The organism is Caenimonas sp. SL110 (assembly GCF_001044395.1).
GTDB lineage: Bacteria > Pseudomonadota > Gammaproteobacteria > Burkholderiales > Burkholderiaceae_C > Ramlibacter.
On sequence record NZ_JANU01000068.1, the window covers coordinates 47,647 to 73,147 of the forward strand.

At 64.7% G+C, this 25,501-nt stretch carries 26 protein-coding genes; 10 read left to right on the forward strand and 16 right to left on the reverse strand.

The window, feature by feature from the left end; translation table 11 throughout:
* Nucleotides 1–45 precede the first annotated feature (45 nt).
* The 7 genes from pcp (at nt 46) to AQ12_RS21560 (ending at nt 5,910) form a co-directional block, all read left to right on the forward strand.
* Entirely contained in the window at nt 46–717 is a 672-nt protein-coding gene (gene pcp, locus AQ12_RS21530) for a pyroglutamyl-peptidase I (RefSeq protein WP_048442037.1), read from the forward strand.
* A 70-nt stretch (nt 718–787) separates the two neighbouring features.
* On the forward strand, nt 788–1,639 hold the full coding sequence (locus AQ12_RS21535) for a 3',5'-nucleoside bisphosphate phosphatase (protein WP_048442038.1): 852 nt from the start codon (nt 788–790) through the stop codon (nt 1,637–1,639).
* Nucleotides 1,609–2,529, forward strand: coding sequence for a DMT family transporter (locus AQ12_RS21540; protein WP_048442039.1), 921 nt, complete (start codon nt 1,609–1,611; stop codon nt 2,527–2,529). The genes AQ12_RS21535 and AQ12_RS21540 overlap by 31 nt, the downstream gene beginning before the upstream one ends.
* Before the next feature lie 15 nt (nt 2,530–2,544).
* A complete protein-coding gene (locus AQ12_RS21545; RefSeq protein ID WP_048442040.1) occupies nt 2,545–3,180 on the forward strand; it encodes an L-threonylcarbamoyladenylate synthase in 636 nt (211 codons plus the stop codon).
* A 45-nt stretch (nt 3,181–3,225) separates the two neighbouring features.
* Complete coding sequence (locus AQ12_RS21550) at nt 3,226–3,900, forward strand: site-2 protease family protein (protein ID WP_048442041.1); 675 nt, start codon at nt 3,226–3,228, stop codon at nt 3,898–3,900.
* 31 nt (nt 3,901–3,931) lie between these two features.
* The gene (locus AQ12_RS21555; protein WP_048442042.1) at nt 3,932–5,215 is read left to right on the forward strand and encodes a tryptophan--tRNA ligase; all 1,284 of its coding nucleotides are present in this window, start codon (nt 3,932–3,934) and stop codon (nt 5,213–5,215) included.
* Between the two features lie 101 nt (nt 5,216–5,316).
* A complete protein-coding gene (locus AQ12_RS21560) occupies nt 5,317–5,910 on the forward strand; it encodes a response regulator transcription factor (RefSeq protein WP_082151741.1) in 594 nt (197 codons plus the stop codon).
* Here AQ12_RS21560 and AQ12_RS21565 read toward each other — a convergent pair.
* A complete protein-coding gene (locus tag AQ12_RS21565; RefSeq protein WP_048442043.1) occupies nt 5,889–7,304 on the reverse strand; it encodes a HAMP domain-containing sensor histidine kinase in 1,416 nt (471 codons plus the stop codon). The genes AQ12_RS21560 and AQ12_RS21565 overlap by 22 nt on opposite strands.
* 58 nt (nt 7,305–7,362) lie before the next feature.
* Here AQ12_RS21565 and AQ12_RS21570 point away from each other — a divergent pair, with 58 nt between their 5' ends.
* Nucleotides 7,363–8,214 carry a hypothetical protein gene (locus AQ12_RS21570; RefSeq protein WP_048442044.1) on the forward strand — a complete coding sequence of 284 codons (852 nt, stop codon included), beginning with the start codon at nt 7,363–7,365 and terminating at the stop codon, nt 8,212–8,214.
* On the opposite strand, the gene AQ12_RS22890 is transcribed toward AQ12_RS21570, so the two are convergent.
* The 12 genes from AQ12_RS22890 to AQ12_RS21625 form a co-directional block, all read right to left on the reverse strand.
* Nucleotides 8,211–8,405 carry a hypothetical protein gene (locus tag AQ12_RS22890; protein WP_152682895.1) on the reverse strand — a complete coding sequence of 65 codons (195 nt, stop codon included), beginning with the start codon at nt 8,403–8,405 and terminating at the stop codon, nt 8,211–8,213. The two genes, AQ12_RS21570 and AQ12_RS22890, sit on opposite strands and share 4 nt — an antisense overlap.
* A gap of 95 nt (nt 8,406–8,500) precedes the next feature.
* Complete coding sequence (locus AQ12_RS21575; RefSeq protein ID WP_048442045.1) at nt 8,501–8,998, reverse strand: heme-binding protein; 498 nt, start codon at nt 8,996–8,998, stop codon at nt 8,501–8,503.
* The gene (soxB, locus tag AQ12_RS21580) at nt 8,985–10,721 is read right to left on the reverse strand and encodes a thiosulfohydrolase SoxB (RefSeq protein ID WP_048442046.1); all 1,737 of its coding nucleotides are present in this window, start codon (nt 10,719–10,721) and stop codon (nt 8,985–8,987) included. Before soxB ends, AQ12_RS21575 begins: the two co-directional genes overlap by 14 nt.
* Nucleotides 10,722–10,731: 10 nt before the next feature.
* The gene (gene soxX, locus AQ12_RS21585) at nt 10,732–11,394 is read right to left on the reverse strand and encodes a sulfur oxidation c-type cytochrome SoxX (protein ID WP_048442047.1); all 663 of its coding nucleotides are present in this window, start codon (nt 11,392–11,394) and stop codon (nt 10,732–10,734) included.
* Nucleotides 11,395–11,406: 12 nt separating this feature from the next.
* Nucleotides 11,407–12,228 carry a sulfur oxidation c-type cytochrome SoxA gene (gene soxA / locus AQ12_RS21590; RefSeq protein WP_082151736.1) on the reverse strand — a complete coding sequence of 274 codons (822 nt, stop codon included), beginning with the start codon at nt 12,226–12,228 and terminating at the stop codon, nt 11,407–11,409.
* Nucleotides 12,228–12,539, reverse strand: a complete 312-nt coding sequence (gene soxZ / locus AQ12_RS21595) for a thiosulfate oxidation carrier complex protein SoxZ (protein ID WP_082151737.1) — start codon at nt 12,537–12,539, stop codon at nt 12,228–12,230. Before soxZ ends, soxA begins: the two co-directional genes overlap by 1 nt.
* 11 nt (nt 12,540–12,550) lie before the next feature.
* Entirely contained in the window at nt 12,551–13,006 is a 456-nt protein-coding gene (soxY, locus tag AQ12_RS21600; RefSeq protein WP_048442049.1) for a thiosulfate oxidation carrier protein SoxY, read from the reverse strand.
* Nucleotides 13,007–13,054: 48 nt separating this feature from the next.
* Nucleotides 13,055–14,119 (reverse strand): c-type cytochrome, encoded by a 1,065-nt coding sequence (locus tag AQ12_RS21605; RefSeq protein WP_048442050.1) that lies wholly within the window; start codon nt 14,117–14,119, stop codon nt 13,055–13,057.
* A gap of 85 nt (nt 14,120–14,204) precedes the next feature.
* Entirely contained in the window at nt 14,205–15,554 is a 1,350-nt protein-coding gene (gene soxC / locus AQ12_RS21610) for a sulfite dehydrogenase (RefSeq protein ID WP_369799045.1), read from the reverse strand.
* A 76-nt stretch (nt 15,555–15,630) separates the two neighbouring features.
* A complete protein-coding gene (locus AQ12_RS21615; protein WP_053076848.1) occupies nt 15,631–16,578 on the reverse strand; it encodes an MBL fold metallo-hydrolase in 948 nt (315 codons plus the stop codon).
* Between the two features lie 5 nt (nt 16,579–16,583).
* Nucleotides 16,584–16,973 (reverse strand): metalloregulator ArsR/SmtB family transcription factor, encoded by a 390-nt coding sequence (locus AQ12_RS21620; RefSeq protein ID WP_082151738.1) that lies wholly within the window; start codon nt 16,971–16,973, stop codon nt 16,584–16,586.
* Between the two features lie 24 nt (nt 16,974–16,997).
* Nucleotides 16,998–17,456, reverse strand: a complete 459-nt coding sequence (locus tag AQ12_RS21625) for a DsrE family protein (protein ID WP_048442052.1) — start codon at nt 17,454–17,456, stop codon at nt 16,998–17,000.
* 93 nt (nt 17,457–17,549) lie between these two features.
* Between AQ12_RS21625 and AQ12_RS21630 the strand changes: the two genes are divergently transcribed.
* Nucleotides 17,550–18,662: a YeeE/YedE family protein gene (locus AQ12_RS21630; RefSeq protein WP_048442053.1), complete on the forward strand. Its 1,113-nt coding sequence runs from the start codon at nt 17,550–17,552 to the stop codon at nt 18,660–18,662.
* A 63-nt stretch (nt 18,663–18,725) separates the two neighbouring features.
* On the opposite strand, the gene AQ12_RS21635 is transcribed toward AQ12_RS21630, so the two are convergent.
* From AQ12_RS21635 to AQ12_RS21645, 3 genes are all read right to left on the reverse strand, one after another.
* A complete protein-coding gene (locus AQ12_RS21635) occupies nt 18,726–21,146 on the reverse strand; it encodes a filamentous hemagglutinin N-terminal domain-containing protein (protein WP_053076849.1) in 2,421 nt (806 codons plus the stop codon).
* Nucleotides 21,147–21,160: 14 nt separating this feature from the next.
* Complete coding sequence (locus AQ12_RS21640) at nt 21,161–22,858, reverse strand: ShlB/FhaC/HecB family hemolysin secretion/activation protein (protein WP_048442054.1); 1,698 nt, start codon at nt 22,856–22,858, stop codon at nt 21,161–21,163.
* Between the two features lie 187 nt (nt 22,859–23,045).
* Nucleotides 23,046–24,788, reverse strand: coding sequence for a tannase/feruloyl esterase family alpha/beta hydrolase (locus tag AQ12_RS21645; RefSeq protein WP_048442055.1), 1,743 nt, complete (start codon nt 24,786–24,788; stop codon nt 23,046–23,048).
* A gap of 187 nt (nt 24,789–24,975) precedes the next feature.
* On the opposite strand from AQ12_RS21645, the gene AQ12_RS21650 reads away from it, so the two are divergent.
* Complete coding sequence (locus tag AQ12_RS21650; protein ID WP_048442067.1) at nt 24,976–25,419, forward strand: MarR family winged helix-turn-helix transcriptional regulator; 444 nt, start codon at nt 24,976–24,978, stop codon at nt 25,417–25,419.
* Nucleotides 25,420–25,501: the final 82 nt, after the last annotated feature.

Consider the following 25,501-nt stretch of genomic DNA (forward strand, 5'->3'; position numbering starts at 1 on the left):
GTTTGAGTCTCGAAGGGCATGGCCCCTCGCGTATAAAGTCGATCCATGGTAGCCGCAACAGTCCCATCCGTGGGCCGCTTTCCCACCGTCCTGGTAACCGGATTCGAGCCGTTTGGCGGCAGGGAAATCAACCCGAGCTGGATGGCCGTGCAGGCGCTACACGGGAGAATCGTGGGTGATCACCGCATCATCGGCGCGCAACTGCCCACGGTGTTCGACCAGTCTCTGACATCGCTTCGCGCCCTGCTCCTACATCACCGGCCGGACCTGGTTTTGTGCGTGGGCCAGGCCGGCGGACGCGCGGCGCTGTCACTGGAGCGCATTGCGATCAACGTGAACGATGCGCGCATCGCCGACAACGCCGGCAGCAAGCCGGTGGACACGCCTGTCATCGCTGGAGGACCGGCCGCTTACTTCACGACCCTGCCCATCAAGGCCATGCTGCAAAGCCTGATCGATGCCGGCATCAACGCCGAGGTCTCGCAGACGGCAGGTACCTTCGTGTGCAACCATGTCTTCTACGGATTGATGCATGAAGTTGCGACGCAGCCGCGCTTGCGCCACACGCGCGCGGGGCTGGTGCATGTGCCTTTGCTGCCGTCGCAAGGACAGCCTTCGATGCGGCTCGATGAGATCGTCGAAGGGCTGCGTGTCGGGGTGGCCTGCGCGCTGGCGACGGTGACGGACATCCGCAAGGGGGCGGGGGCGCTGAACTGACGCCCCTGTCCTGTCAGTGGTGTTGCGTCCAGTGCCCACACGCGCACGGCCTGCGCCCTAGAATCGAAGCGTGTCCATCCTCAACGCCGACCTGCATTGCCACTCCGTGGTGTCCGACGGCACGCTGACGCCCGAAGCACTTGCGGCGCGCGCAGCGGCCAACGGGGTCGAGCTGTGGTCGCTCACCGATCATGATGAGATCTCGGGCCAGCACCGCGCTGCCGCCGCCGCCAGGTCGCACGGCATGAAGTACCTCACCGGCACCGAAATCTCCGTCACCTTCGCCGACCAGACTGTCCATATCGTGGGCCTGGGCTTCGACCCCGACGACGCTGACATGCTGCACGGGCTCATGGAAACGCGTGGCGGCCGTGAGCAGCGCGCGCGGCAGATGTCCGACAGCCTTGCGCTCGCAGGCGTCAAGGGCGCCTACGAAGGCGCGATCAAATACGCCGGCAACCCCGAGCTCGTTTCGCGCACCCACTTCGCCCGCTTCCTGGTCGAGTCGGGCGTGTGCAGCGACACCTACGAGGTCTTTCGCCGCTTCCTGACCGAAGGCAAACCGGGCTACGTCTCGCATCGGTGGGCATCGCTGCGCGCAGCGGTCACCTGGATCACGCGTGCTGGCGGCATGGCGGTCATCGCGCACCCGGCGCGCTACCGGTTCACGCCCAACGAGGAATACGCCCTGTTCACCGAGTTCAAGGCCCACGGCGGGCAAGGCGTCGAAGTCGTCACCGGCAGCCATACCGCAGCCGAGTACGTCACCTATGCCGGCACGGCCAGGGAATTCGGCATGGCCGCATCGCGCGGCAGCGATTTCCACAGCCCCGCCGAAAGCCGCATCGACCTGGGCCAGCTGCCCTATCTGCAGGGCGAACTCACGCCCGTGTGGGAACTGCTGGCCGACCGCATCCAGTGACGGCCGCATCCAGGGTCCTGGCTGGCGTTGCATTGGTCGTCGCAGCGGGCGCGTGCTTCGCCGCCCTGGACACCACCACCAAGTACATCAGCGCGGCTGTTCCCCTGTTGATGGCGCTGTGGTTTCGCTATGCATTCCAGGCCATCGCCACGACAGTCGCCGTGCTGCCGGTTCGCGGGCTTTCGGCACTGCGCACCAGGCACCCGAAGTTCCAGGTGCTGCGCGGCGTGCTGCTGCTGACCAGCAGCCTGTTTGCATTCGCCAGCCTCAAGTACATGCCGGTCGGCGAGTTCACCGCCATCGTCATGATCGCGCCGCTGGCCATCACGCTGCTCGCGGCGACGGTGCTCAAGGAACACGTCTCTGCCACCCGCTGGGCACTGGTTGCAGGCGGATTCGCCGGCTCGCTCATCATCATCCGGCCGGGGGGCGAAGCCTTTCACTGGGCCAGCCTGTTGCCGCTTGGCCTGGTGGGCACCAACGCCTGGTTCCAGGTGCTCACGAGCAAGCTGGCGCGCACCGAAGACCCGGTCACGATGCACCTCTACACCGGCTGGGTGGGCACCTTGCTCGCAACCGTCGCGCTGCCGTTTGTGTGGACGGACCTGCCGCAGGGCTGGCTCTGGGCGGCGCTGTGCTTCATGGGGCTGACAGCGACCATCGGCCACTTCATGCTGATCCTGGCCTACCAGCGCGCACCCGCCGCAACGCTCACGCCCTACCTGTATTCGCAGATCGGCTTCGCCATGCTCGGCGGCTGGCTGGTCTTTGAACACGTGCCCGATCGCTGGTCGCTCGTGGGCATGGTGACGATTGCGATCTGCGGCGCTGCCGGTGCATGGTTGACGGTGCGCGAGAGCCGGGTTCGCATCGAACCGGTCGAGCCCTGATAAGGTGCGCACCCTATGGCCCAGTATTTCGACGTTCATCCCGACAACCCGCAGGCGCGTCTGCTCAAGCAGGCGGTAGGCTTGCTGGAACGCGGCGGCGTGCTCGCCGTGCCGACCGACTCCAGCTACGCGCTGGCCTGCCACCTCGACGACAAGGTGGCTGCAGACAAGTTGCGCCAGATCCGCAGCGTCGATGAAAAGCATCACCTCACGCTTTTGTGCCGCGACCTGAGCGAGCTGTCCAACTATGCCCGCGTGGACAACCGCCAATACCGCCTGCTCAAGCTGGCCACGCCCGGCGCGTACACCTTCATCCTGGAGGCGACCAAGGAAGTGCCGCGCCGCGTGAGCCATCCGCAGCGCAAGACGATCGGCCTTCGCGTACCCGACCACCGGGTGCTGCAGGAACTGCTGGCCCTGCACGGTGCGCCGCTGCTGGCCACCACGCTCATACCGCCCAACGAGAGCGAGGCCCTGAACGACGCCTCCGAAATCCGCGAGCGCTACCAGCACCAGCTGGCAGGCGTCATCGGCGCAGGCGCATGTCCGTCGCAGCCCACCACGGTGATCGACCTCACGCCCATGGGCACGGGCGGCGATGCAGTGGTGGTGCGCGAGGGGCGCGGCAGCGTGTCGGCACTGGGGTTATGACGGGGGCCGTCACTGGCACGCAGGCGCTCTGAGACAATCAGCCGGGTGAATACAACCTCGATGATCCTGACGGTCCTGATCTACGCCCTGCCGGTGCTCTTTGCAATCACCGTGCACGAGGCGGCTCACGGATACGTCGCACGCTACCTCGGTGACAACACCGCCTATGCCATGGGCCGCGTCACCCTGAACCCCATCAAGCACATCGACCCCATCGGCACGATCCTGATGCCGCTGCTGCTGTTCTTCGCGACCAAGGGCATGTTCCTGTTCGGTTACGCCAAGCCGGTGCCGGTGACGTTTCGCAACCTGCGCCACCCCAAGCGCGACATGATCTGGGTCGCGCTGGCCGGTCCTGCCGCCAACCTGATCCAGGCCCTGCTCTGGGCCATCGCGTACGCCGTGCTGGCATTGACCGGATCGCAGGAGCAGTTCTTTTTGGAGATGTGCAAGGCGGGCGTGCTGGTCAACTTCGTGATGTGGGCATTCAACCTGTTTCCGCTGCCACCGCTCGATGGGGGCCGCATCCTGGTCGGGCTGCTGCCCTGGAAGGCCGCAGTCGCCGTGAGCAAGGTGGAGCGTTACGGCTTTTTCATCGTGCTGGCGCTCGTGATGCTGGGCATCGTCGGCGCCTACTGGCTCTGGCCGCTGGTGCAGGCCGGCTATTTCGGCCTGGACTTGCTGGGCCTGGACACGCCGCTGCCTTCCAGAATTCGCTAGGCCTTGCAATCGATCACCCGACAGACACCTGATGAGCATCACCCGTTTCCTCACCGGCATCACCACGACCGGCACACCGCACCTTGGCAACTACGTCGGCGCCTTGCGTCCGGCCGTGCAGGCGAGCCGCCGTCCCGGCACCGAGAACTTCTACTTCCTGGCCGACTACCACGCGCTCATCAAGTGCGATGAGCCTGCGCGCATGCAGCGCTCCACGCTGGAGATCGCGGCCTGCTGGCTCGCCATCGGGCTGGACCCGGATCAGGTGTTTTTCTACCGCCAGTCCGACATCCCCGAGATCCCCGAGCTCACCTGGCTGCTGACCTGCGTCACAGGCAAGGGCGTGCTCAATCGTGCCCACGCCTACAAGGCCTCGGTGGACAAGAACCACGCAGCCGGCGCCGAAACCGATGCCGACGTGACGGCGGGCCTTTTCATGTACCCGGTGCTGATGGCCGCCGACATCCTGATGTTCAAGGCGCACAAGATTCCGGTGGGCCGCGACCAGGTGCAGCACATCGAGATGGCACGCGACATGGCGTCCAGCTTCAACCATCTGTACGGCGAGCACCTCGTGCTGCCCGAAGCCGCAGTCGATGACAGCGTGGCGCTGCTGCCGGGCACCGACGGCCGCAAGATGAGCAAGAGTTACGACAACGTGATTGCGCTGTTCGCCCCACGCGAGGTGATGAGAAAACAGATCGCGGGCATCGTCACCGATTCGCGCGCACCGGGCGAACCAAAAGAAACGCAAGGCTCTGCGCTGTTCCAGATCTACGAAGCCTTTGCGTCCAAGGATGAGACCGAGGCGTTTCGCAAGGCGTTCGAGGCCGGCATTTCATGGGCCGATGCCAAGCAGCAGCTTTTCGAGCGCATCGACCACGAGATCGCACCGATGCGCGAGAAATACGACGCGCTGGTGGGCAACCCCGCGCAGCTCGAGCAGATCCTCAAGGCCGGCGCCGAGCGTGCCCGCTCCCGCGCCACGCCGTTCATGAACGAGCTGCGCGAAGCAGTCGGTTTGCGCAACCTCGCATCAACGCCCGCCGCCAAAAAAGACAAGGCCGCCAAATCAGCGCTACCCTCGTTCAAGCAATACCGCGAAGCCGACGGCCGTCATTACTTCAAGCTGGTCGATGCGTCGGGGCGCCTGTTGGCGCAAAGCACCGGGTTCGATTCGCCGCAGGACGCGGGTCGCGTGATCGGGCAACTCAAGCGCAATGAAGCGGGCGCGGCGCAAGGCCAGCTGTCGCTTGCCGACGGTGTGAGCCAGAACGACGTGGACACAGCACTGGCGACGCTGGCGGCATCCTGACGACATGGATGGCATGCAAACAAACCCCAGTTTCACCAACCGGTGAATCGGCGTTATCCTTGCCCCCCATGCCTGATACCAAACCTCCTGCCGCCAAGCCCATCAGCCTGTATGTCATCGATGACCATCCGCTGATGCGCGAGGCGGTCGTGATGCTGCTGCGTCGCCTTCGCCCCGGTTCCAACGTCATCGAGCTCGACCGCCTCGGCGGGATGGAATCAGCCGTGCGACAGCACGGCAATCCCGACCTCATCTGCCTGGACCTGAAGCTGCCCGACACCACCGGCGCTTCCGGCATCCATGAGCTCAAGAAGCGCTATCCCGAGACTCCGCTGGCCGTGCTCTCCGCATCGCCTGCTGCCGACGCCGAAGAAGGCTGCATCGACGCGGGCGCCGACATCTACATCGAAAAATCGTCAGGCGCCCAGGAGATCGGCGCAGCGCTGCGGGCCTTGCTCAATGCCGACGGCGGCTTCGAAGAACTCTCGCCGACCGACAGCAAGCTGTCCAAGCGCCAGAAGCAACTGATCGTGATGCTGGACCGGGGCCTGTCCAACCGCGAAATTGCCGACGAACTGGGCATCAGCGAACACACGGTGAAGGTTCACCTGTGGCGCCTGTTCCGCCGTCTGGGCGTGAAGAGCCGCACGCAGACCATCCACTACGCCCGCACTCACGGCATGTTGACAAGCTGAGCCACCGATGCGGCCGCGCGATCGGCCGCGTCGCGCGCATTGGTGGGGTTGAGCATCACCCGAAAGACAGTGCCGCGCCCCGGCCTCGATGCGAGGTCCAGCGGGTGCCCCAGGATGCCCGAGAGCCTGGACACGATGTAAAGCCCCAGGCCGAATCCGTCTTCGGTGCCTGCGTGGCCCGGCACCTTGAAGAATTCCCGGAAGATCTCGCGCTGGTGAACCGGCGCAATGCCCACACCCGTATCCCAGACCTCGATCTGCGGCCCGCCGGGCGTCATGCGCGAGGCCATCAGCACGCCGCCGCGCTGGGTGTACTTGACCGCGTTGGACACCAGGTTGCCCACGATGCGCCGCAGCAAGATCGGGTCCGACACGACGATGCCATTGGCGACGTGCACCCGGAAGTCCAGCCCCTTTGCCTGCGCGAGCGGACGGTATTGCAGCTCCAGGTCGTGCATCAGCTGGCCCAGGTCCACCGGCTCGATATTGAGTTTGATCTTGCCCGAGTCCAGCCGCACCAGATCGAACAGCGAATCGAACAGCGCATTGACCGCCTTGGTCGATTCCACGATCTTGGGCGCGATCTCGTGCACCAGTTCCGGCTCGCTGCCCAGCCAGTCGGCATAGAGGCCCAGGGCGTGCACCGGCTGGCGCAGGTCGTGAGCCGCGCTCGCCAGAAAACGATTCTTGATTTCCACGGCATCGAGCGCGGCCTGCGTCTGGCGCGTGAGCGATTCGATCAGCTGGCTGTTGCGGTACTGCAACTCGTAGTTCTTGCGGTGCGTCACATGCAGCCGCAGGCCTGCCTGGCGCAGCACCTGCCAGAAGATCACCAGCAGCGCGATGATCCAGAAGTGATAGAGCGGCCCGCGAAACTGCAGCTCCACGCCGATGCGCCAGAGCATCACCGCCAAAGCCGTGAGGGTGAGCGCGTCCAGGTACAGGCGCAGCGTGCGCAGGTGGGTGGACAGGCTGTTGATCGAGAACATCGCCAGGCCCGCCAGCATCAACCAGCAGATGAACTGGTCCGCCAGCGACGAGCGGTCGAAGTACAGCAGCGTGGACAGGCCCCACACCACCGCGCTCACCGGCCACAGCAGGCGGTAGCGATGGAAAAATGCCAGATGTTCATCGACGCCGCCGGCCATCACGTGCCGCACGTACCTACGGATGATGGCGAATCGCGCTGCCGCCACGCCCAGGGCCGTGCAGGCCCACAGCAGCAACAGGGCCAGCGTCGCATCGGTCCACAGCACACCCAGAAAAATCGGGATCAGCAGCAGCCCCGCCAGCTGCGTGTTGCGCGCGGTGCGCATGAGGCTGCGCACCAGTTCGGCCTCGACCCACCGCGCCTCGGCAGGAGTAGCGCTGGCGGGTGTGACGTCGGGCTTCATAGGCCGCGAGTCTAGAGCACAACCGCACGGGCGAATTGACTGCGGTTACGCTCGGCGCGTGGCGTCAACTGAACCCTCTCCCAGCGGCAGCACCCGCCCACAACTCGCGTGGCTCGCTGCGGCCCTGCTCTGCACGGTCGCCCCGGTAGCTGCACTGGTGTCATGGCAAGCGTTCGATGAGGCCGCCCGGGAACGCGCGGCGCTGGACGCTTCGCTGGCACGCTCGGCAGCCGCGCTTGCGCAGGACGTGGATGCAGAACTCGCCGCGTCACTGCAGGCACTGAAGGTGCTGTCGCAATCGGGCTTTTTCCAGAAAGATCGCGTCGGGTCCCTGGGTCGCCTGTTGCATGGCCGGCCCCGGCGCGACTGGGACAGCCTGGTCGTCATCGACAGCGATGGGAGCGTGATTCTTGACACCGCACCGGCGCGCATTGCCGCCGCCGATATGGAGCGCGTGAAAGCATTGACCCAACGCATGCTGGCGAGCAAGGCACCACGGGTCACGCGGGCCAAAGGCGCGGTGACGCTGGCTGTTCCCGTCATGCAGGACGGACAGTTGCGATACGTGCTCGCAGCCCGCATGGCCGAGGCCACATGGGTGTTTCTGGGCGCAGCAGCGCAGCGGCCCGATGGCGCAAGGGTGCAGATTTTCGACGCATCGGGCGATCCAATCCTGGGCCCTCGCGCACAAAGCGCAGCACCCGCAGCGGCCCAGTACTCGGCGTCACATGAAATTGAAACGGCCGGCTGGAAGGCCGAGGTGACATTGGACGCAGGTCCGGTGGATGAGCGCCGCCGCGCACAGATGCTCGGGCGCCTGGCACCTGTGCTGATCAGCCTGCTCGCAGGTCTGGGACTGGGACTGGCCGTGGGTTGGCGACTCGTTCGCCAACGGGGCCATGCTCTCTAGGCGGACGGCTCTTCAGGACTGTCCAGGCCCGGCTCGGCGGCTGGGGTGGAGACGTCTGTTTCATCTTCAGCAGGGGGAGAACCCAGCTGCGAAGGTTGATTGTTCAAGTGCGGAATAACGCTGGCCGCGCCGTGGCCAGTGCGCGAAACCGGCTTGCCGCCAGCCGCATCGTCGTCTTTGCTGATTAACATACGATGTTAATGCTAGCGTCCGGATGACCTGACCGCTTGACGGACGAGTCGGACATGTTCGTAGGCCCAGTCCTACGCCGTCCAATGCGCGGCCTTCAAAGCTCCAGGTCGTCAGCAATGGCTGCGATGCCTGCCTTCGCGCAGACATCGTCCGCTTCGCCCCCCGGCGCACCGGAAACCCCAATGGCGCCTACCAGTGAGCCGGCAGATTCAATCCCGCGCCCGCCACCGACCGCAATCACCCGGGGCAACTGCCGAATCCCGGACATGGCCTCTTGCGCCATGGTCGCTCGTGCGAAGGCGAGCGTGTCGGTCTTGAAGCTCAACGCCGTGTATGCCTTGTTGGTCGCCGTATCCACCGTGTGCGGCCCCGCGAACCGGTCGCGCAGCATGACCAGCGGTGTGCCGGCCCGATCGGTCACGGCCACTGCCACCTGAAAGCCGCTCTTCGCACAGCTTTGCATCGCGGCTTGTGCAGCCTTGAGCGCGGCCTGGGGCGTGAGGCTTCTTACAGTGTGGGTCGCGGATTGCGCGATGCACGCAGGCGCACTGCCAAGCAGCACCGCCATCAACACGATCTCAACTCGTCGCATAGCCTGCATTCGGTAACCCTCCTGTGAGGCGCGGCACATTCAACTTGCGTGCAGCCACCTTGCCACCGCGCGCCTTGAGCCATTGCTCGACCAGGTCCCAAACGGGCGGCGCACCCGCCGTTCTCGCTTCTTCGGACACCGGCGCCCAGCCCGCCACCTTGTAGGTACGCGATGCCTCGATCGGCTTGCCGTCCAGCCGCATGTCCTCGATGCGCCGGCCCATTGCCGCCAGCGGATTGCAGTTGTAGGTGAGGCCACCGACCCGCACCATGTCACCACCCTGCTGGTAATACGGATCGGGGTTGAAGAGGTTGTCGCAGACGTCTTCGAGCACGGTCTTGATCGTCTCGCCGGTCATGTTGGAGAGCGTCGAATACGAGTAGGTCGTGGCCGTCATGTCCATCAGCCACTCGCGTGTGATGGGCTGGCCCGCAACCAGCGAAGTGCCCCAGCGGAACCCCGGTGAGAACGCAATCTGCGCGCCCTGCACGTCCATCAGCGCATCGAGCAGCAGCTGGTCGCCGGTGCCGTTGAAGTTGCCGCGCCGGTACAGCGTGCCCTCGCTCACCGCCAGCGTTTCGCCCAGCTTTGCTTCGTAGGGTGCGCGCACCTTCGTGATCAGGGCCTGCATCGCCGGATCGGCCGGCAACATGTTGGCGAACACCGGCAGCAAGCGATAGCGGAAGTCAGCGAGCTTGCCGTCCTTCACATCGAAGTCGATGACGCCCAGGAACTTGCCGTTGGAGCCCGCGTTGGTGACGATGGTCTTGCCGCCCGCGTTGCTCACGATGGAAGGCACCGGCATGCCGTCGTGGGTGTGGCCGCCCAGGATCGCGTCGATGCCTGTCACGCGGCTGGCCATCTTGAGGTCCACATCCATGCCGTTGTGGCTGAGCACGACCACGAGCCTGGCGCCCTTGGCCCGCACTTCGTTGACCATCTTTTGCATGTTCTCCTCCTGGATCCCGAAGGACCAGTCGGCAACAAAATAGCGGGGGTTGGCAATCGGCGTGTACGGAAAGGCCTGCCCGATGATGGCAACCGGCACACCGTTGATCGGCCTGATCGTGTAGGGCGGAAACACCGGGTCTTCGAAGTCGGTCGTGCGAACGTTCTGCGCGATGAAGTCGACCTTGCCGGCGAAATCCTTGCTGATGATTTCCTTGACGCGGTCCATGCCGAGCGTGAACTCCCAGTGGCCCGTCATCACATCGACGCCCAGCAGCTTGGCCGCATCGACCATGTCCTGCCCGCGTGTCCACAGCGCCGTTGCCGAGCCCTGCCATGTGTCACCGCCGTCCAGCAGCAGCGCGCCGGGGCGGCTGGCCTTCATGCGCCTGACCAGCGTGGCCAGATGCGCGAATCCGCCGACCTTGCCGTAACGGCGCGAGGCCTGCTCGAAGTCCAGGTAAGTGAGTGCATGCGCAGCCGGCGTGCCACGCGGCACACCTGCGGCCTTGAGCAATTCTTCGCCCACCAGATGCGGCAAGCGGCCCGACATCGAGCCGACGCCCAGGTTGACACTGGGTTCGCGAAAATGAATCGGAAGCAACTGCGCATGGCAGTCGGTCATGTGCAGCAGAGACACATTGCCAAATTGCGGCACGTCGTAGAGGCCGTTCGCCGCATCGGCGGCGTCGGCGTTCTCCCAGCGGCCCAGCGACATGCCGGCGACTGCCGCTGCCCCCAGGACCTGGAGCAGTTCGCGTTTGCGTAAATCCATCAGCGTTGCGTCACTTGTTGACCGGCGATTGCGGATCGAGCAGCAAACCCACGACGTGGCGCACCTGCGCTTCGTCCAGGATGCCTGCATGGCCCGCGCGCGGCATGTTGGAGCACGCGTTGTACGCCTTGGAGTTCCAGATCTTGCCCCACGTGTATTCGACGATGGGCTTTGCCGCAGCGCTGCTGGGGTCGGACACGCCGCGAATCTTGCCGTAGTTGTAGAGGCTGGGGCCTATGGTGCCGAAGGAGATTTCTTCCTTGGTGATCTGGTGGCAGTTGTAGCAATTGCCGCCGTTGGCCATCTTCGGATCGTCTGTCCAGGTCAGGCCCCGTCCGCTCTGCGCGATCTTCTCGCCCTCGCGCCAGTCACCGACGAACTTGCCGTCGCTGGGCCACTTGACCATGCGCAGGTTGGCCTCTTCGATCTGTTTGGCACGCTCGGCGGAAACCGGCTTGCCTGTTGCCTCGGCCATGCTGCACTCGCGATTGGAATCGTCCTGCACCAGCCGCGAGACCTTGACCATGCCCTGGTCGCGAAACGATGTCTTGACCACACCGTCGGTGATCTGGTCGAGTGCTGCGGAGTTGGGAGACGATGCGCATCCGAGCAAGGCCGTGACGCCGCACGCGGCGACGACGCCGGCTGTACGGATGGAAAAGGATAGCTTCATGCGTGCGCTCCGTTATCGCTTGATGGCGGGCGCAGTGGAAACACCGCCCAGCCCGTTGACACCGAGGTACACACCGAGCGCGATGGTGGCATCGCTTCCAAACCCCGGATAGGGAAACCGCTGCTGGCGAAAGCAGTCGTTCAGGCGCAGCTGCATGCCCCACATCTGGCCGTTGGACACGCGATACGCGGGCCATGCACCGAAGCCCGCGCCTGCGCCGGGGTTCTTGGTGAGGTTGGGCAGGTCTTGCAGCCGGATGCGCTTGCCGTCTTCGCCGTGGCAGGACGCGCAGGAAAAGTCATGCGTGCCCCCGCGCAGGAAGAACATGCGCTTGCCGACTTCGTACATCTGCTTTTCCTGCGGATGCGATTGCGGCAGGTTGAACTTCATGCCCCTGGATTCGGCGGCCACATAAGTGGCAAGCGCCGTCACGTTGTTCTGTTCGCCCTGGCCGAACGGCGTGCGAGCAATCGCTGGACCACTGAGCCCCTGCAGCATTTCCATGCAGGTCACCAGCCTTGACTCCAGGTCCTGCACCTTTTGCGTATCGCTGAACCACCTGGGTAATTCAACGAACGCACCCTTGACGATGCCAGCGCCCTTGCCCAGGTCGCATCGTTCGAGCGATGCATTGAGCGGCCCGCGCCTGGTCTTCCACAGCGCCTCACCCTTGGCCTCGAAGAGGTCTGCGGGGTTGCCGTCGGCGAGCATCTGGCGATATTCCTCGATGGCTTGCGTGGCGCTTTTTTGCGCCCATGCCGAAGAGGTACTCAACGCCACAAGGGCGCTGGCTCCTGCAACGGCACCCAGGATGACGAGCGGGCGGCGCAGCATCAGGACACCACGGCTTCGTCGGTGCGGGTGTCGCCGCGGTTGTCCTTCCAGGTGACGCCCACCTTGTCGCCGGCCTTGGCGTTCTTGAGCGTGAACTGCAGGAACGGGTTCTTGGCAACCGCCGGACCCCATTCCGCCGAAAACACCGGCTTGCCATTGAGCGACGCGGTCACATCGCTGATGTGCCAGGCCGGGATCGTCTTGCCAGCTGCGTCCTTGCGCTGGCCGGTTTCCATCTCGTGGCTCATGAGCACACGAACGATTGCATTGCTGCCTTGCGCCTGGGCGCGAATACGCATTGGATCTGCCATGTTTTTTCTCCTTAGCCGCCGCAGCCGCCGAGTGTCACTTTCACTTCCTTCTTGGCAAAGAGCGCCTTGCCGTCATTCATGATCGCCACCGCGTACACGTCGGACGACTGGCCCATCTTGGCGCGCGTCGAGAAGTTGGCCTCGACTGCATCGGTCACATCGAACTTGGCGACGAGCGCCGAGGGATTTTTCTCGACCAGGATGAGCAGGTGCTTCACGCCGGCCAGCGAAGACGACACAGCCAGCGGCACCACGGCGCCGTTCTCTGCAATATCGGGGCCGGTGATCGTCACCTGGTTGCTCTCGACGGGCGCGCCTGCGCCATAGGCTTTCACGGCATCGCCGACGCTCTTGGCATCGAATGCGGCTTTGGTGAATGCGCGCGCCTGCATGGGAAACAGGCCGGTGGAAGCGAGCAGTGCCGCAAGCGCTGCGCTTCGCTTCATGGCTTCACGACGGGTGGACATAAGGACTCTCCTTGAATAAGCCAATGCTAATAAATATCGGTGGACGTGTTATCGGGATATTCCCTGCGCGAGCCAGGCTGCAATCTGGCCTGCCTCTTCCTTGCTGATGGACTGCGGCGGCATGGGGATGGCGCCCCAGATGCCGGAGCCGCCGCTCCTGATTTTGCCTTCCAGGTAATCGGCCTTGCCCTTGTGCTTCTGGCCGATATCGGCCCAGCTCGGCCCGACCAGTTTGGTGGATGCGGCATGACACGCGTTGCAGCTGTGCTTTTGCAGCAGGGCAAGGGGAACATCGATTCGCGATGGGGATGCAGGCGACGGGGATGCAGGCGATGGCGATACGGCCGCCGTCTGCACATCAGCAATCCTGGCTGACGCGCTGCGCTGCGGACCCACCAGGCGAACCTGCTGGGAGAGGTCGCCGTGCGAGCCGCGCGCGAAGTCCGGCGCGAGCGCGAGCTTGCCTGGGTCCGGGCAGTCTTTCATGCATGGGCGGGCGCGGGTGTCCGGCTTGCCGGTGCCACCAAATTCACGGCCGGGCCACAGGCCGTGCTGCGTCGTGAACCCGTTGCGATTGGGGATTCGCTGCTGCACCTCGCCCATGTTCGTGTTGGACAAGGTGAAGTCTGCCGGCAACACATCGGCGAGGTTCAACATGTAGGCCGTCACCGCATAAACCTCTTCCGTGCTGAGCGACTTGGGCTCGTTCCACGGCATCGCGCGGCGGATGTAATCCCACAGCGTCGAGACGTTCTGCAGCTTCATCAATGTCGTGCGGCCCGGGTAGTCGGTGCGCTGGAGCGTTGCCACCTTGCCGGTCGTGATGTCCTGCGCGGTCGTGCCACCGATGAGCGGATTGAACACCTGGTTGGATTCACCGAACACACCGTGGCAACTCGCGCACTTGGTCTCCCAGACTTGCTGGCCTTTTGCAACCGAGCCGGAGCCGGCGGGCAGGCCCTTGAAGTCGGGGCGCACATCGATGTCCCAGGCGGTGACTTCGGCGGGCGTGGCCGCGCGGCCGATGCCGGGGTAGCGTGGGTTGTCCTGGGCCTGCGCACCGAAGCTCATCAGCCCGACCGCAAAAACCAGTGCCCGGAGAACGGCTGTCATGCCGGACTCGATCCGGCATCCATGCCTTGAGGCCGTGGCCGCTGCGCGGTGGATCCCGGGTCGAGCCCGGGATGACAGCCTGAGATCAAACATGCTGGACATTCATCACCTCGCCACTGGCCTGCACCAGCCACGACTGGATGGAGTTGTTGTGATAGATCGAGCGCGTGCCGCGCACGGCACGCAACTGCGCGTAGGTCGGCTGCACGAACCCTGTCTCATCGACCGCCCTGCTCTGGATCACAGCCGGCTTGCCGTCCCAGCTCCACGGCAGGTTGAATCGCGTGAGGCACTTGGACATCACCGGCGACTCGAGCCGCGCCATGCGCCAGTTGCGCCCACCATCGGTCGACACATCGACGCGCTTGACCTTGCCCCGGCCCGACCAGGCCAGGCCGGTGATCGTGTGAAAGCCCTTGTCCAGCAGCACCTGGCCGCCCGAAGGCGAGGTCACCACGCTCTTGCATTCCTGGATGCTGGTGTACTGGCGGTGCGAGCCGTCGGGCATCAGGTCGACGTAGTGAACCGCCTCGTCCTTGGTGCCCCAGGGCTTGTCACCCACCTCGATGCGGCGCAGCCATTTGACCCAGCTCACACCCTGCACGCCCGGCACGACCAGGCGCAGCGGATAGCCGTTTTCGGGCCTGAGCATTTCGCCGTTCTGGCCGTACGCCACCAGCACTTCGCCCGAGCGGATCAGGCTCATCGGAATGGTGCGCGTCATCGACGAACCATCGCCGCCCTCGGCCAGCGCAAACTGGCCTTGTGAAAGATCGGCGCCTGCCAGGTTGAGAAGCTCGATGAGCGGCACGCCGGTGAATTCGCTGCAAGACAGCATGCCGTGCGTGTACTGCACCGTGGGCACCGCGACATTGCCCCACTCCATGCCGGTGTTCGCGCCGCATTCGATGAAGTGGAAACGCGAGACCGACGGCAGGCGCATCAGGTCGTCCATCGTGAACACCATCGGCGTCTTGACGAGGCCGTTGACCATCAACCGGTGCTGCGTCGGATCGATGTCCCACCATCCCTGGTGATGCCGCTCGAAGTGCAGGCCGCTTGGCGTGACGATGCCAAAGAGCGACTGCAGCGGCGCGAAAGAAACCGATGACTGGCGTGTCTGCGTGAGGCCGGGGCTGATGCGCCGCTGCACGTTCTTTTCGTGCTTCGACGGCAAGCCATAACCATCGGTGGCCACCGCCTGGCCCAGGCCTTTGGTGTGCGCAGGAAGCTCGAGGATGGCCGGGTCGCCCGCGCCCTGAACTTTCGCCTGCGCATGCACCGAAGCCGCGCCGCCAGCGGCTACCGCCGCCGCAAACGCACCGCGAATGAAATCACGCCGCCCCTGCCGGGCCTGCGCACCCACCTGCACGATGTCAACCGGCGCCAGAAAGTTCTCTGGTGCCTTGCACAGCCTGCCGCGTATCGATTCCAAGATGCCGTCTCCAGTTGCCTAATATAAGCAACTACGAATGTATAGGCATCCATCGAACTGCGCCAAAGGGCAAACCCTAATCGGGCTGACGCTCCATCAAAAGGAAGGTGTTGTACGCATTCATGCGGTTGGCCGCGCGAAACAGCGGCATCTTCTCGAAGCGTGACCAGTCGGTGCGGGCATAGGCCTCATCGAACGGCTCCATCTCGCGAGCAGCACGCCCCATCGTCTGGCGCAGGTACAGGAGATAGTCGCGTGTGAGTTCCAGGTCTTGCCGTGCCTGCGTCGAGAGCGCGCCATGACCGGGCACCACCACCTGCGCATCGAAGGCGAGGATGACGCCCAGCGATTTGATCCACTGCGCGCTGTCGGCCTGCCCCACGAACGGTATGCGTCCACGGAACACGAGGTCACCCGCAAAGAGCACTTTTTCCGCCCCGAAAAACACAACCACGTCTTCCGGTGTGTGCGAAGGCCCCACGGGCTGGATACGCAGCAGCGTTCCGCCGATATCCAGCTCCAGCGGACCATCAATCCACCGATCGGCCGGCACGAGGCGCGTGCTCGCGTCGATCCACGGGGCAAGCTCAACGCGCGACGCCGCAAGACGGCTTTGCGCCAGGTCGGAGTTCAGGTACTCGCGTGCGGCCTGGTGCGCGATGATCATCGCGCCTTCGCGCTTGAACTCCTGCAGGCCGTAGATATGGTCTGCGTGGTAGTGGGTCACGATGACGTGCGTCACCTTCTTGCCGGTCAGCCGCAGGATCTCGGCCATCAACTCGCGCGCCAGTTGCGGGGCACCCAGGGCGTCGATCACGACCACGCCCGCAGGCGTCACGATGAAACCGGCATTGGAGATGAAGTTGCGGTTGCCTGCCGAGCCGAGTGCGGCTTCGCCCTGCACGAACCACGCGGAAGGCGATACCTGTTGTGCCGTGACGCGGGCGCCCTGCGCAACCGCATTGCCGCCGCCAAAGCCAGATCCTGCGGCCAGCACCACCGCCAGGAGCCATCGCGTCAACATGCCGCTCAAACCAGGTCGGCTTCGATGGCGATCTGCGTGCAGATCGCACGGCACAGCGTCACCACGCGGTCGTTGACGATACGGTAGTAGATCTGGACGCCGTCACGCCGCTTGCCGAGCACGCCGGCCTGGTAAAGCGTATTGAGATGCTGTGACATGTTCGGCTGCGTGGTGGCGATCGCTTCGAGCAACTCGCTCACATTCTTTTCGCCATTGCAAAGGCAGCTGATGATCTTCAGCCGCATCGGCGCAGACATGACCCGGAACACCTCGGCCGCCAGCTCGAACACCTGGTCGGACTCCGTCGCTGCAGTCGTTGCGGGCAATGAAGGCCTGGATAAAGCAGCCTGTGCAAGCGGGTTGCCAGAGGTGCGAATCGCAGCGGTGCGGGCCATGGGGTGTCGTCCTTTGAAACCGGTTCAGGGCTTGATGTACGCGAAGCGCTCGCGACCCTGCAGCTGCCCGACGCGAACCACGCCCGAGGGCACGAACTCCGCGTCCATGGTGAACTGATCCTTCTTGATATTGCGGTTTCGCAGCGTGATCTCGCACACTTCGAAGCGAACGCCTCTCGCCTTGAGCGCGCTGACGAGCGAGCCATAGTCGACATTCGGATTCTTCTTGTCCCTGGCACCCTCGAACAGGAAGTCGACGCCATCGGCATGCGTCACGACCGTGATCTTCGTATCGGGTGCGACGTCCAGGTGGTTGCGGATGTTGCGCAGTCCCTTGGTGGCCTGCATCTCCGCGTTGTCGATGTGATAAACGACCTTGTCCGGGGCCTGCGGCTGCGCCTGCGCCTGCGCAGTGGGGACGATCGCAAGCGCTGCGGCAACGGCCACCGAAAGCGCGATTCGAAACCGGGCGAATGTCTTCATGGGGTGTCTCCTGCCATATGAATAGATTACCACTGACTGATGTTCTGTCCATCAGGGCAAAATGCGATCCACCGTTTTGTTGTTGGGTTCGTCATGTCCTTTCTTTCTACGCCGCAGGGCGTGAGCCAGTTTGTCCTGTGGGGCGGGCTTGTGCTGGGTCTTGTCTTCGGCGCCGTCGGCCAGTGGTCGCGCTTTTGCGTTCGCGGTGCCATCGCCGACTGGGTCGTGTTTCGTGGCAAGAGCCGCTTCATCGCCTGGATGCTGGCCGTCGCCGTGGCCGCGCTCGGCACGCAGATTCTCATCAGCCTCAACCTGTTCGATGCAAGCCGCACGCTGGCCTGGAGCAATCGCTTCGCATGGGCGTCATGCCTCGTCGGCGGCGTGCTGTTCGGCTACGGCATGGTGCTGGCGGGCGGCTGCCCCCAACGCAGCCTCGTCAAGACGGGCACGGGCGACCTCAAGGCCTTGATCACGCTCATCGTCACCGCGATTGCCGCGTTGATGACGCTGCGAGGCCTCTTCGCGCCGCTGCGTATCGACGGCCTGGATCGCTGGAGCATCACGCTCGCGACGCCGCAAGACCTGGGCTCCATCGTGGCGCCTGCGGCCGCCAGCGCCATTCGATGGGGCCTGGTCGCGGCCATCGTTCTATTCGCCGGGGCGCTGTGGTGGCGCAACCGCAAGACGCTGGATGCCACCCACTGGGTCGGCGCGATCTGTGTCGGCCTGCTGGTGCCGGCGGCGTGGTTGCTCACCGGTCACTTCGGTTTTCTGGCCGAGCATCCTGAAACGCTGGAGCCCGCCTGGCTGGGCACCCAAAGCAAGCGGCCCGAGGGCCTGTCGTTTTCAGCGCCGCTTGGCCACGCGCTCGACCTGCTCACGCTCTGGTCAGACAAGAACACGGTTGCCAGTTACGGAATCATGACGGCGGCAGGCGTGCTGATCGGCAGCTTCATCACGTCGAAGCTGCGCGGCGATTTCAGGCTGGAGTCGTTCCACAACAGCGGCAACCTCCTGGCGCACCTGGCAGGTGGCGTGCTGATGGGCTTTGGCGGCGTCACGGCACTGGGTTGCTCCATCGGCCAGGGGCTCACGGGGCTGGCGATGCTGTCTGCGGGCGCGGTGGTCGCGGTGCTGGGTATCGTGATCGGAGCGGTTGCCGCGCTGCAGTTCGCGGCTCGCAGGATAGAGAACGAAGCCGCCTGAAGAAAGACGCCGCTTCGTCCTGCTGGACACGGCCTGGGGACTCCCAGCCTGCCCTGCCGCGATTCAGTTGCGATAGGGCTTGGGCGGCCGCTCCGGCGCGACATACGGCGGCTGGACAACCGGCGCGGGCACGACAACGGCCGGTACCGTCACAAGCTCCGGTTGAACCAGCATGGCCACCTCAGGCAGGACAGGCTGCACCACAGTCAGCAAGGGCTGGGTGCTGATGAGCGGAATCAGTGGAACCGGAAAGAACGTGGGCACCGGCGCTGACGTTGGCGACGGCACCGGTGCGGGAGCGCTCGTAGGCGCTGGAGCCGGTGCGGGAGCTGATGTCGGCGCTGGCGCAGGTGCAGGCGCCGTCGTGGGCGCGGGCGCAGGTGCCGACGTTGGCGCCGGCGCCGGTGTCGGTGCAGGCGACGGTGTAGGTGCGGGCGGCTGTGTGGGCGCGGGCGTTGGCGCCGGTGTAGGCGCAGGCGGCTGTGTGGGTGCGGGTGTCGGTGCGGGCGTAGGGGCCGGGGTCGGTGCCGGCGGTGCTGGCGTCGGCGCCGGTGGTGGCGCAACGGCTGCGGTAATCGTCCCGGTCGATCGCGCAACGGCTGGCCCGCAACATGCACTGGCAAGCGCGTAGCTGGCGGCGTTGGGGCCTGACAGCGTGTAGCCGGTGTAGGTGATCTGCTTGTTCGTGCCGATGGCGCTGGAGTCGAAACTGGCCTGCGCGGCAGGTGATGCAACCAGCGTCACACCGGCAGGCGAGCCCTTCAACCCGGACAGCGTCACGCTCGTGGTCCCGTCAAATTCCTTGTTGCCGCCGTCGGCGAACACCAGCATGTGCTGGTGCAGCGTGCCGGGAATGGCCAGCACAAACTTGCCGCTGGCCAGGTAGTCGGTCGGGGTCGTGTACGAAGTCGGGTTGTAGTAGATGTTGACGGGCGCGTCCGTGCCGTCTGCACCCGTGACCGTGATGCTCCCCGGCGCGCCATTGAGGTTGACTGTGCCATCGCCTGTACCGCCCGTACCCGCGCTCAGCACCAGGCCACGCTCCAGGCCGAGGCTGCGCTTCGGATCGGAGGTGCCGTTGGTCAGCGTGATGGGACCAGTCACGTTCACGTCGTTCGCGGCGCACATCGTCAGGTTGCCGTTGGTCACCGTGATCGCGGCGGACGTGCTCAGGTTGCGACCGGCGCTCAGCAGGATGCTGCCGCGCGTGGCCGTCATCGCGGCGTTGATCGTGATGTCGCGGCCGCAACAGATCTCGATGCTGCCATCGACTGCCGTGATGCTCGCACCCGATTTCACGATCACATCGCGCACCGCATTCATGGTCAGCGTGGTCGGGCTGGTGCCCGGCACGGCCGTCCAGCTGATCGCGTCGTTGACGAAGATGTCGCCATTGGTGCCGCTGATGCCCTGGGACGACTGGATCGTCACGTTGCTGGACACGAGCGTGACGCTCAGCGCAGCGCCCGTGATGTCGCCCCCGATGCCAATGGTGAAATCGGCTGGGTCGATCAGCCATGTGCCGGTCGATCCACCCGCGGCAGCGGTCGTTATCTTTGCTGCGGGAGAAATCTTCACCGTTGCAGCCGATGTCTCGATGAAGCCGCCGCGTCCCGTGTCGGGCGCGCTCGCATCGAGTGTCCCGCCAACGTTGGTGACGCCCGACTGCATGTCGCCCAGCAGGACGATGCGGCCTTCGCGGTTTTCGATGGTGCGCGCCTGGATGACGCCCGTGTTGTTGACGACCGTCGAGAGCAGGCTGCCCGCAGCGTGTGTCGTGAGCAGTGCCTGACCGCCATCGGCGCGTATGACGCCGCCGTTTTCGACGAGTGCGTTGACGGCGCCCTTGTCGACGATGAGGTTGAGCAGTTTGTCGCCCGCCATGTCGAGCGTAATTGCATCGCCACCGGCCAGCGCAATGGTGCCCATGCGGGCGAAGATCGCGCCGTCATTGCGAACCTTCGCGCCGAGCAGCGCGACATAGCCGCCATCGCCTGCGGTGATCGACCCGTCGTTCACCACAGTGCCCGAACCCGCGCGCGAGAAGCTGTACTTGCCAGCCATGAAGTCCGCATCGGCGATACCGAGCGTGGACGCCACGAGACCGCCGACGTTGACCGACGCACCTGCGCCAAACAGGATGCCGTTCGGGTTGACCAGAAACACTTTGCCGTTGGACGACAGGGTGCCGAAGATGGCCGATGGGTCGGACCCTGTCACACGATTGAGCGCCACCGAATTCACACCCGGCTGCACGAAGCGCACGGTCTCGCCTGCAGCGATGCCGAAGCTGAGCCAGTTGAGCACCGCACTGGGCGTTGACTGCACGACCGTGGTCGTCGCACCGGTTGCGGAGATCGTCGCGGCGCCGGCTGCGACCGAGCCGCCAAGTGGCGCGGCGTGGGCAACGTGGGCGGAGGCCATGAACGAAAGCGCGATCGCCAGGGCGATGCGGCTGCGGGAGAAAGCGTTGGGGCGGTTCATATGGACACTGCCTTTCAGAAGTACTTGACCATCTGGACCCAGAAGCGTCCTGAGCGGTCGGGGGCTGATGTCGCGATCTGGTTGCCCAGCTTGTGCGCGTAGTAAGCACGAACCTGGAAGTTGCCCGGGTCGCCCCAGTTCACGCCAAAGCCGGCGCCACTGAGCGTGCGGTGATTCGTTCCAGCGACCCAGGGGCTGTGGTTGATGGTCACCGAGCCCGCATCGACAAACGCCACCAGTTGCATGTAGCCCGGCAGCGTTGCAGGTTTGGCCAGGTCGTAGCGCAGTTCGAGATTGAGCAGCACGCCTTCGTCTGCATACGCTTCGCCTTCGGGATAGGCGCGTACGGCATTCATCCCGCCCAGGACCATCTTCTCGGAGCTGTCCAGGTTCTTCGACGCAACTTGCCCGCTGACCCCGGCATAGACAGAAAACGGCCCGACCCCCATGCGTTGCACGCGGGACGCATTGAATGCGAGCTTGCCAAAACTGCCATCGGACCGCGCCGTGATGGCGTCGGCTGCGCGCGCTGCAGGCGTCTGGATGTCCAGCACGCCCGACGACAGCGCGGCAAGGTAAGTCGTGTAGCCACCGCCGCCCCATGTGTCGGTGCGGTCGCCAAACACACTCGCCGTGAGCACGCGCGACTTGCGGTCGGTCTCAGCGCCGGTCGAATCAACACGATCGTTGAAGGTCTTCCAGTCGTAATTGAGCTGCGCGTACAGGTTGCTGCTGCGTGAGCGCTCGATCGGGTAGCGGCCGAAGACGCTGGCCACGCGCGCCGTGCCGTGCGCCTGCAAGGACTCGAATTCCTTGCCCAGCTCATAGCCCAGCCAGCTGTAGGCCACGCCGACGGTGCCGCGACCCAGCTGGCGCTGCCAGGATGCGCGCGCGTAGCGCAGTCCGGAGCCCGATGTCAGCACACGCAGGCTTGCGACGTCGCCAAGGCCCAGCGGGTTGTTGAGGTTCAGGGTTGCGCCCACACGGTACTGCCCGGTGTATCGATTGCCTGCGTTGTCGGCGTCGACGCTGCCGCTGAATCGGGCGCCGGGCGTGATGTCCACCAACAGGTCCGACGTGCCGGCTGCCACGCCGGGAGCCAGGGTCGAACTGACCACGACGCCGGGCAGTTCGGACAACACCAGCAGGCGGCTTTCGAGCGGCTCTTGCAGGATGTAGTCACCGCTGCCCAGACCTTGCAGGGCGCCCTGCGCGATGCCTTCGGAGAGATGGGTTGCGTTGCGCACCGCAATGCTGCCGTAGCGTCCCTCGCTCACTGCGATGGTGACTGCGTTGTCCTTGATCTCCTGCGCGGGCAGATACGCCAAGGCCACGAAGTAGCCTTGCTGGCGGTAGTGCCCGGTGATCCGCGCTGCCATCGCCTGCAGTTGCGACAGCGACAGCTGCGCGCCCGCAACGAAGCCGGTGAGTGCGACCAGGTCCGATTCAGCAAATACCGTCGCGCCGGTCACGCGCAGGGACTGCACACGCACCTGGACCTCATCCGTGGCAGGTGGCGTCGCTGCGGTGCGCTGTTCGATGCGCACCTGCGGCGCGGCGCGAGGCTGTACCGGTGCAGGGGGGATCTGAAGCAGTTGAACGCCCGCACCCGGCGGCTGTTGGGCAACTGCCGATTGGGCGAGCGCGAGCAGCGCAAGAGACACCATGCTGCGCCTGACACAGCACGACTTGTGCGATTGACTGAGAACCATATGTCCGCCTCCTGGCCAAAGCTCATCAGGACGGCAGCAGACGCGGAAGATCCCGCAGTCCGGCGTTCAGATGAGTTCACCAGCATGGGCGTACCCGGCAGCGCCGTCTGTACGCTAGCGAACATGGGCCGACCTTCAATCTCCTAAGGTCGGCCCGCGCAGGTGTGCTACACCCGCAAGGACGCGCTCATCTTTCGCAGGCGAAGCTCGCGGCCAGTTCCTTGTCGCCGCTCTTGTAGCGCGCAATCAATGGATGAGGACACAGGGGCCGCGTGCGATTGGCAGCCCAGTCGGCAGGTACTTCCGCATTGACGCCGCCCGCGTTGCCCGCGCCACGCGCGCTCGCCACGATGCGATCCGGGGCCTCGCCCTTTTCCACCCAGTTGACGAGCGCGGTCAGCGCATCGAACTGATCCGTGGCCGGACCGCCGCGCGAATGGCCCATGCCTGGAACGCGATAGAAGCGCGTGAAGCCTGCCGCCTGCCCGCTGTAGCGCGTGTCCAGCGCCTCGTACCATGCGGTGGTGTCGTCGACCGAGAACACCGGGTCCGAGTTGCCGTGGATGACCATCATCTTGGCGCCGCGATTGCGCAGCGTATCGAGTTGCGTGGGGTTGGGCGGCGTCATGAACGACATCGCGCTTTCGCTGTAGATGCCGCTGGTTGCGAAGATTTTTGGAGCGTCGGTATCGAAGTTGAAATTGAAGGCATAGCCCAGCGTGTTCTGAAGGACGGCGGTGCTTTCGGGTGGCGAAGAAAAGATGAACGCCACGGCAACCGGATCGCGCTGTGCACCGACGGAGTTGCGAAACTTCCAGTCTGCCCAGCCTGTGTGCATGACACCCGGGTCGTACGGAAAGCGTGAATAAAGCGCGTCGCCCTTGCTGTTGCGCGCCCCGGCGTAGACATTGCCGACAGCAGCCTTTTGCGCGGTGGTCAGGCAAGTGCCGTCGCGCGCGCCCGCGCATGTCGGCACGTCGCGCTGGAGGTCGAACGCAGACCGGCACGCCTGCACATCCTGCACCAGACCATCTGCCGATCCATCCAGGGCATCGCATCGGGCCAGGATCGCATTGGCGATCAGCTTGCGCTCGGTCTGGGGCAGCGCGGTTTCCAGGTTCGCGGTGTCAGTCGCGACTTTGGCAAACTGCTGCGCGCCGTAGAGCTGCGCAACCGCAGCCTTGGGCAGGTTGAAGCCGGGTGAGGTGGCCAGGTAGCCGTCGTACTCGGAGGGATAACGCGCTGCCGCCACCATCGCGTGCCGTCCGCCGTTGGAGCTGCCGCCGATGTAGGAGCGATCAGGGCCTTTGCCATACGCCGCCTTGATCAAAGCCTTGGCCATCGGGGTCAGGGTGCCGACCGCCATGTAGCCGTAATCAAGCCGAGCCTGTGGGTCGAGACCGAACAGCGGGTTCTGCGCGCCGGTGTGCCCTGCGTCCGAGCTGATGATGGCAAAGCCCTGCTGCAATGCATTCTGCAGGGGGCCGCCGCCGACAAACCCTCCGTTGGCCTGTGACACCGAGCCATCGATGCCGCCGTTGCCCTGATACAGGAACCGGCCGTTCCACGCCTTGGGCATGCGCATCTCGAAGCCAATGGCGTAGGTCTGGCCGTCGACGGCGCTCACGCGCTGGTTCATCTTGCCGGTGACCTGGCAATGCTCGCCCACGGGTTGCCCCGCGTTGGTCAGTGTGCCCGAGGCAATGACATTTGCCGCGGTGACGCTGGTATTGGCATGGGTGAAACCGGAGGCGAGCGATGCGCAATTGGCCAGGGGCGCGGGCTGCGCTTCGCTCAGGCGCGGCAGCGGCTGCGAGAACGCATCATCGCCGCCACCGCAGGCGGTCAGCGCGGCAGCAACGCCTGCCAGCACCACCAGTTTGCGCAGCACGGGTCGCTGCGTGAGGCGGGAATTACCGTAATAGGTCATCACAAGTTCCTCGGGAGGATGGAAAGGGACTGGATCGAAAGTGATCGATATATAGTTTCTTGTCATAACTTGTTTTGCCAAACTCGGATTAACCCTTACTCATTGCAATCCATCTGAACTGCTACTCATTTGATTGCAATAGGCAACTGTCTGTTCCGGATGATGTGTGGCTGGCTACACTGCCCCGATGGCCCTGGATCACAAACCGCTCAACCACTTGCTCGGCTACAACCTCGCTCGCGCCGCCATCCCGTGCGACCAGGTGTTTTTTGAATCGATTGGTGCGCCGCTCAAATTGCGGCGCGTCGAGTTCACGATCCTGTGTCTCGTCGATGCGAATGAAGATGTCACCGCCAAGCGGCTGGCCAATGCTTTGAGCCTGTCGGCGCCGAACATGAGCGTGGTGCTGGAACGGCTCGTGACTCGCGGACTATTGAGGCGCGCCCAGAGCGGGACCGACAAACGCGCGCAATTGCTGCATCTCACTGCCAAGGGCAAGACGCTGGTTGCCCAGGCAACGCGTGCGGCGACGCACATGGAAGACGCGCTGCTCGCAAGCCTCAGTGCGGGCGAACGCGCGATGCTGTTCGAGCTGCTGGACAAGGTTGCGCGGCACGCCCCGGCGAAGTAGCGGCCCTGGCCTGGAAGCACCGGCCCACCGGCTGTCATGCCGGACTCGATCCGGCATCCACCGCGCAGCGGCGACGGCCGTT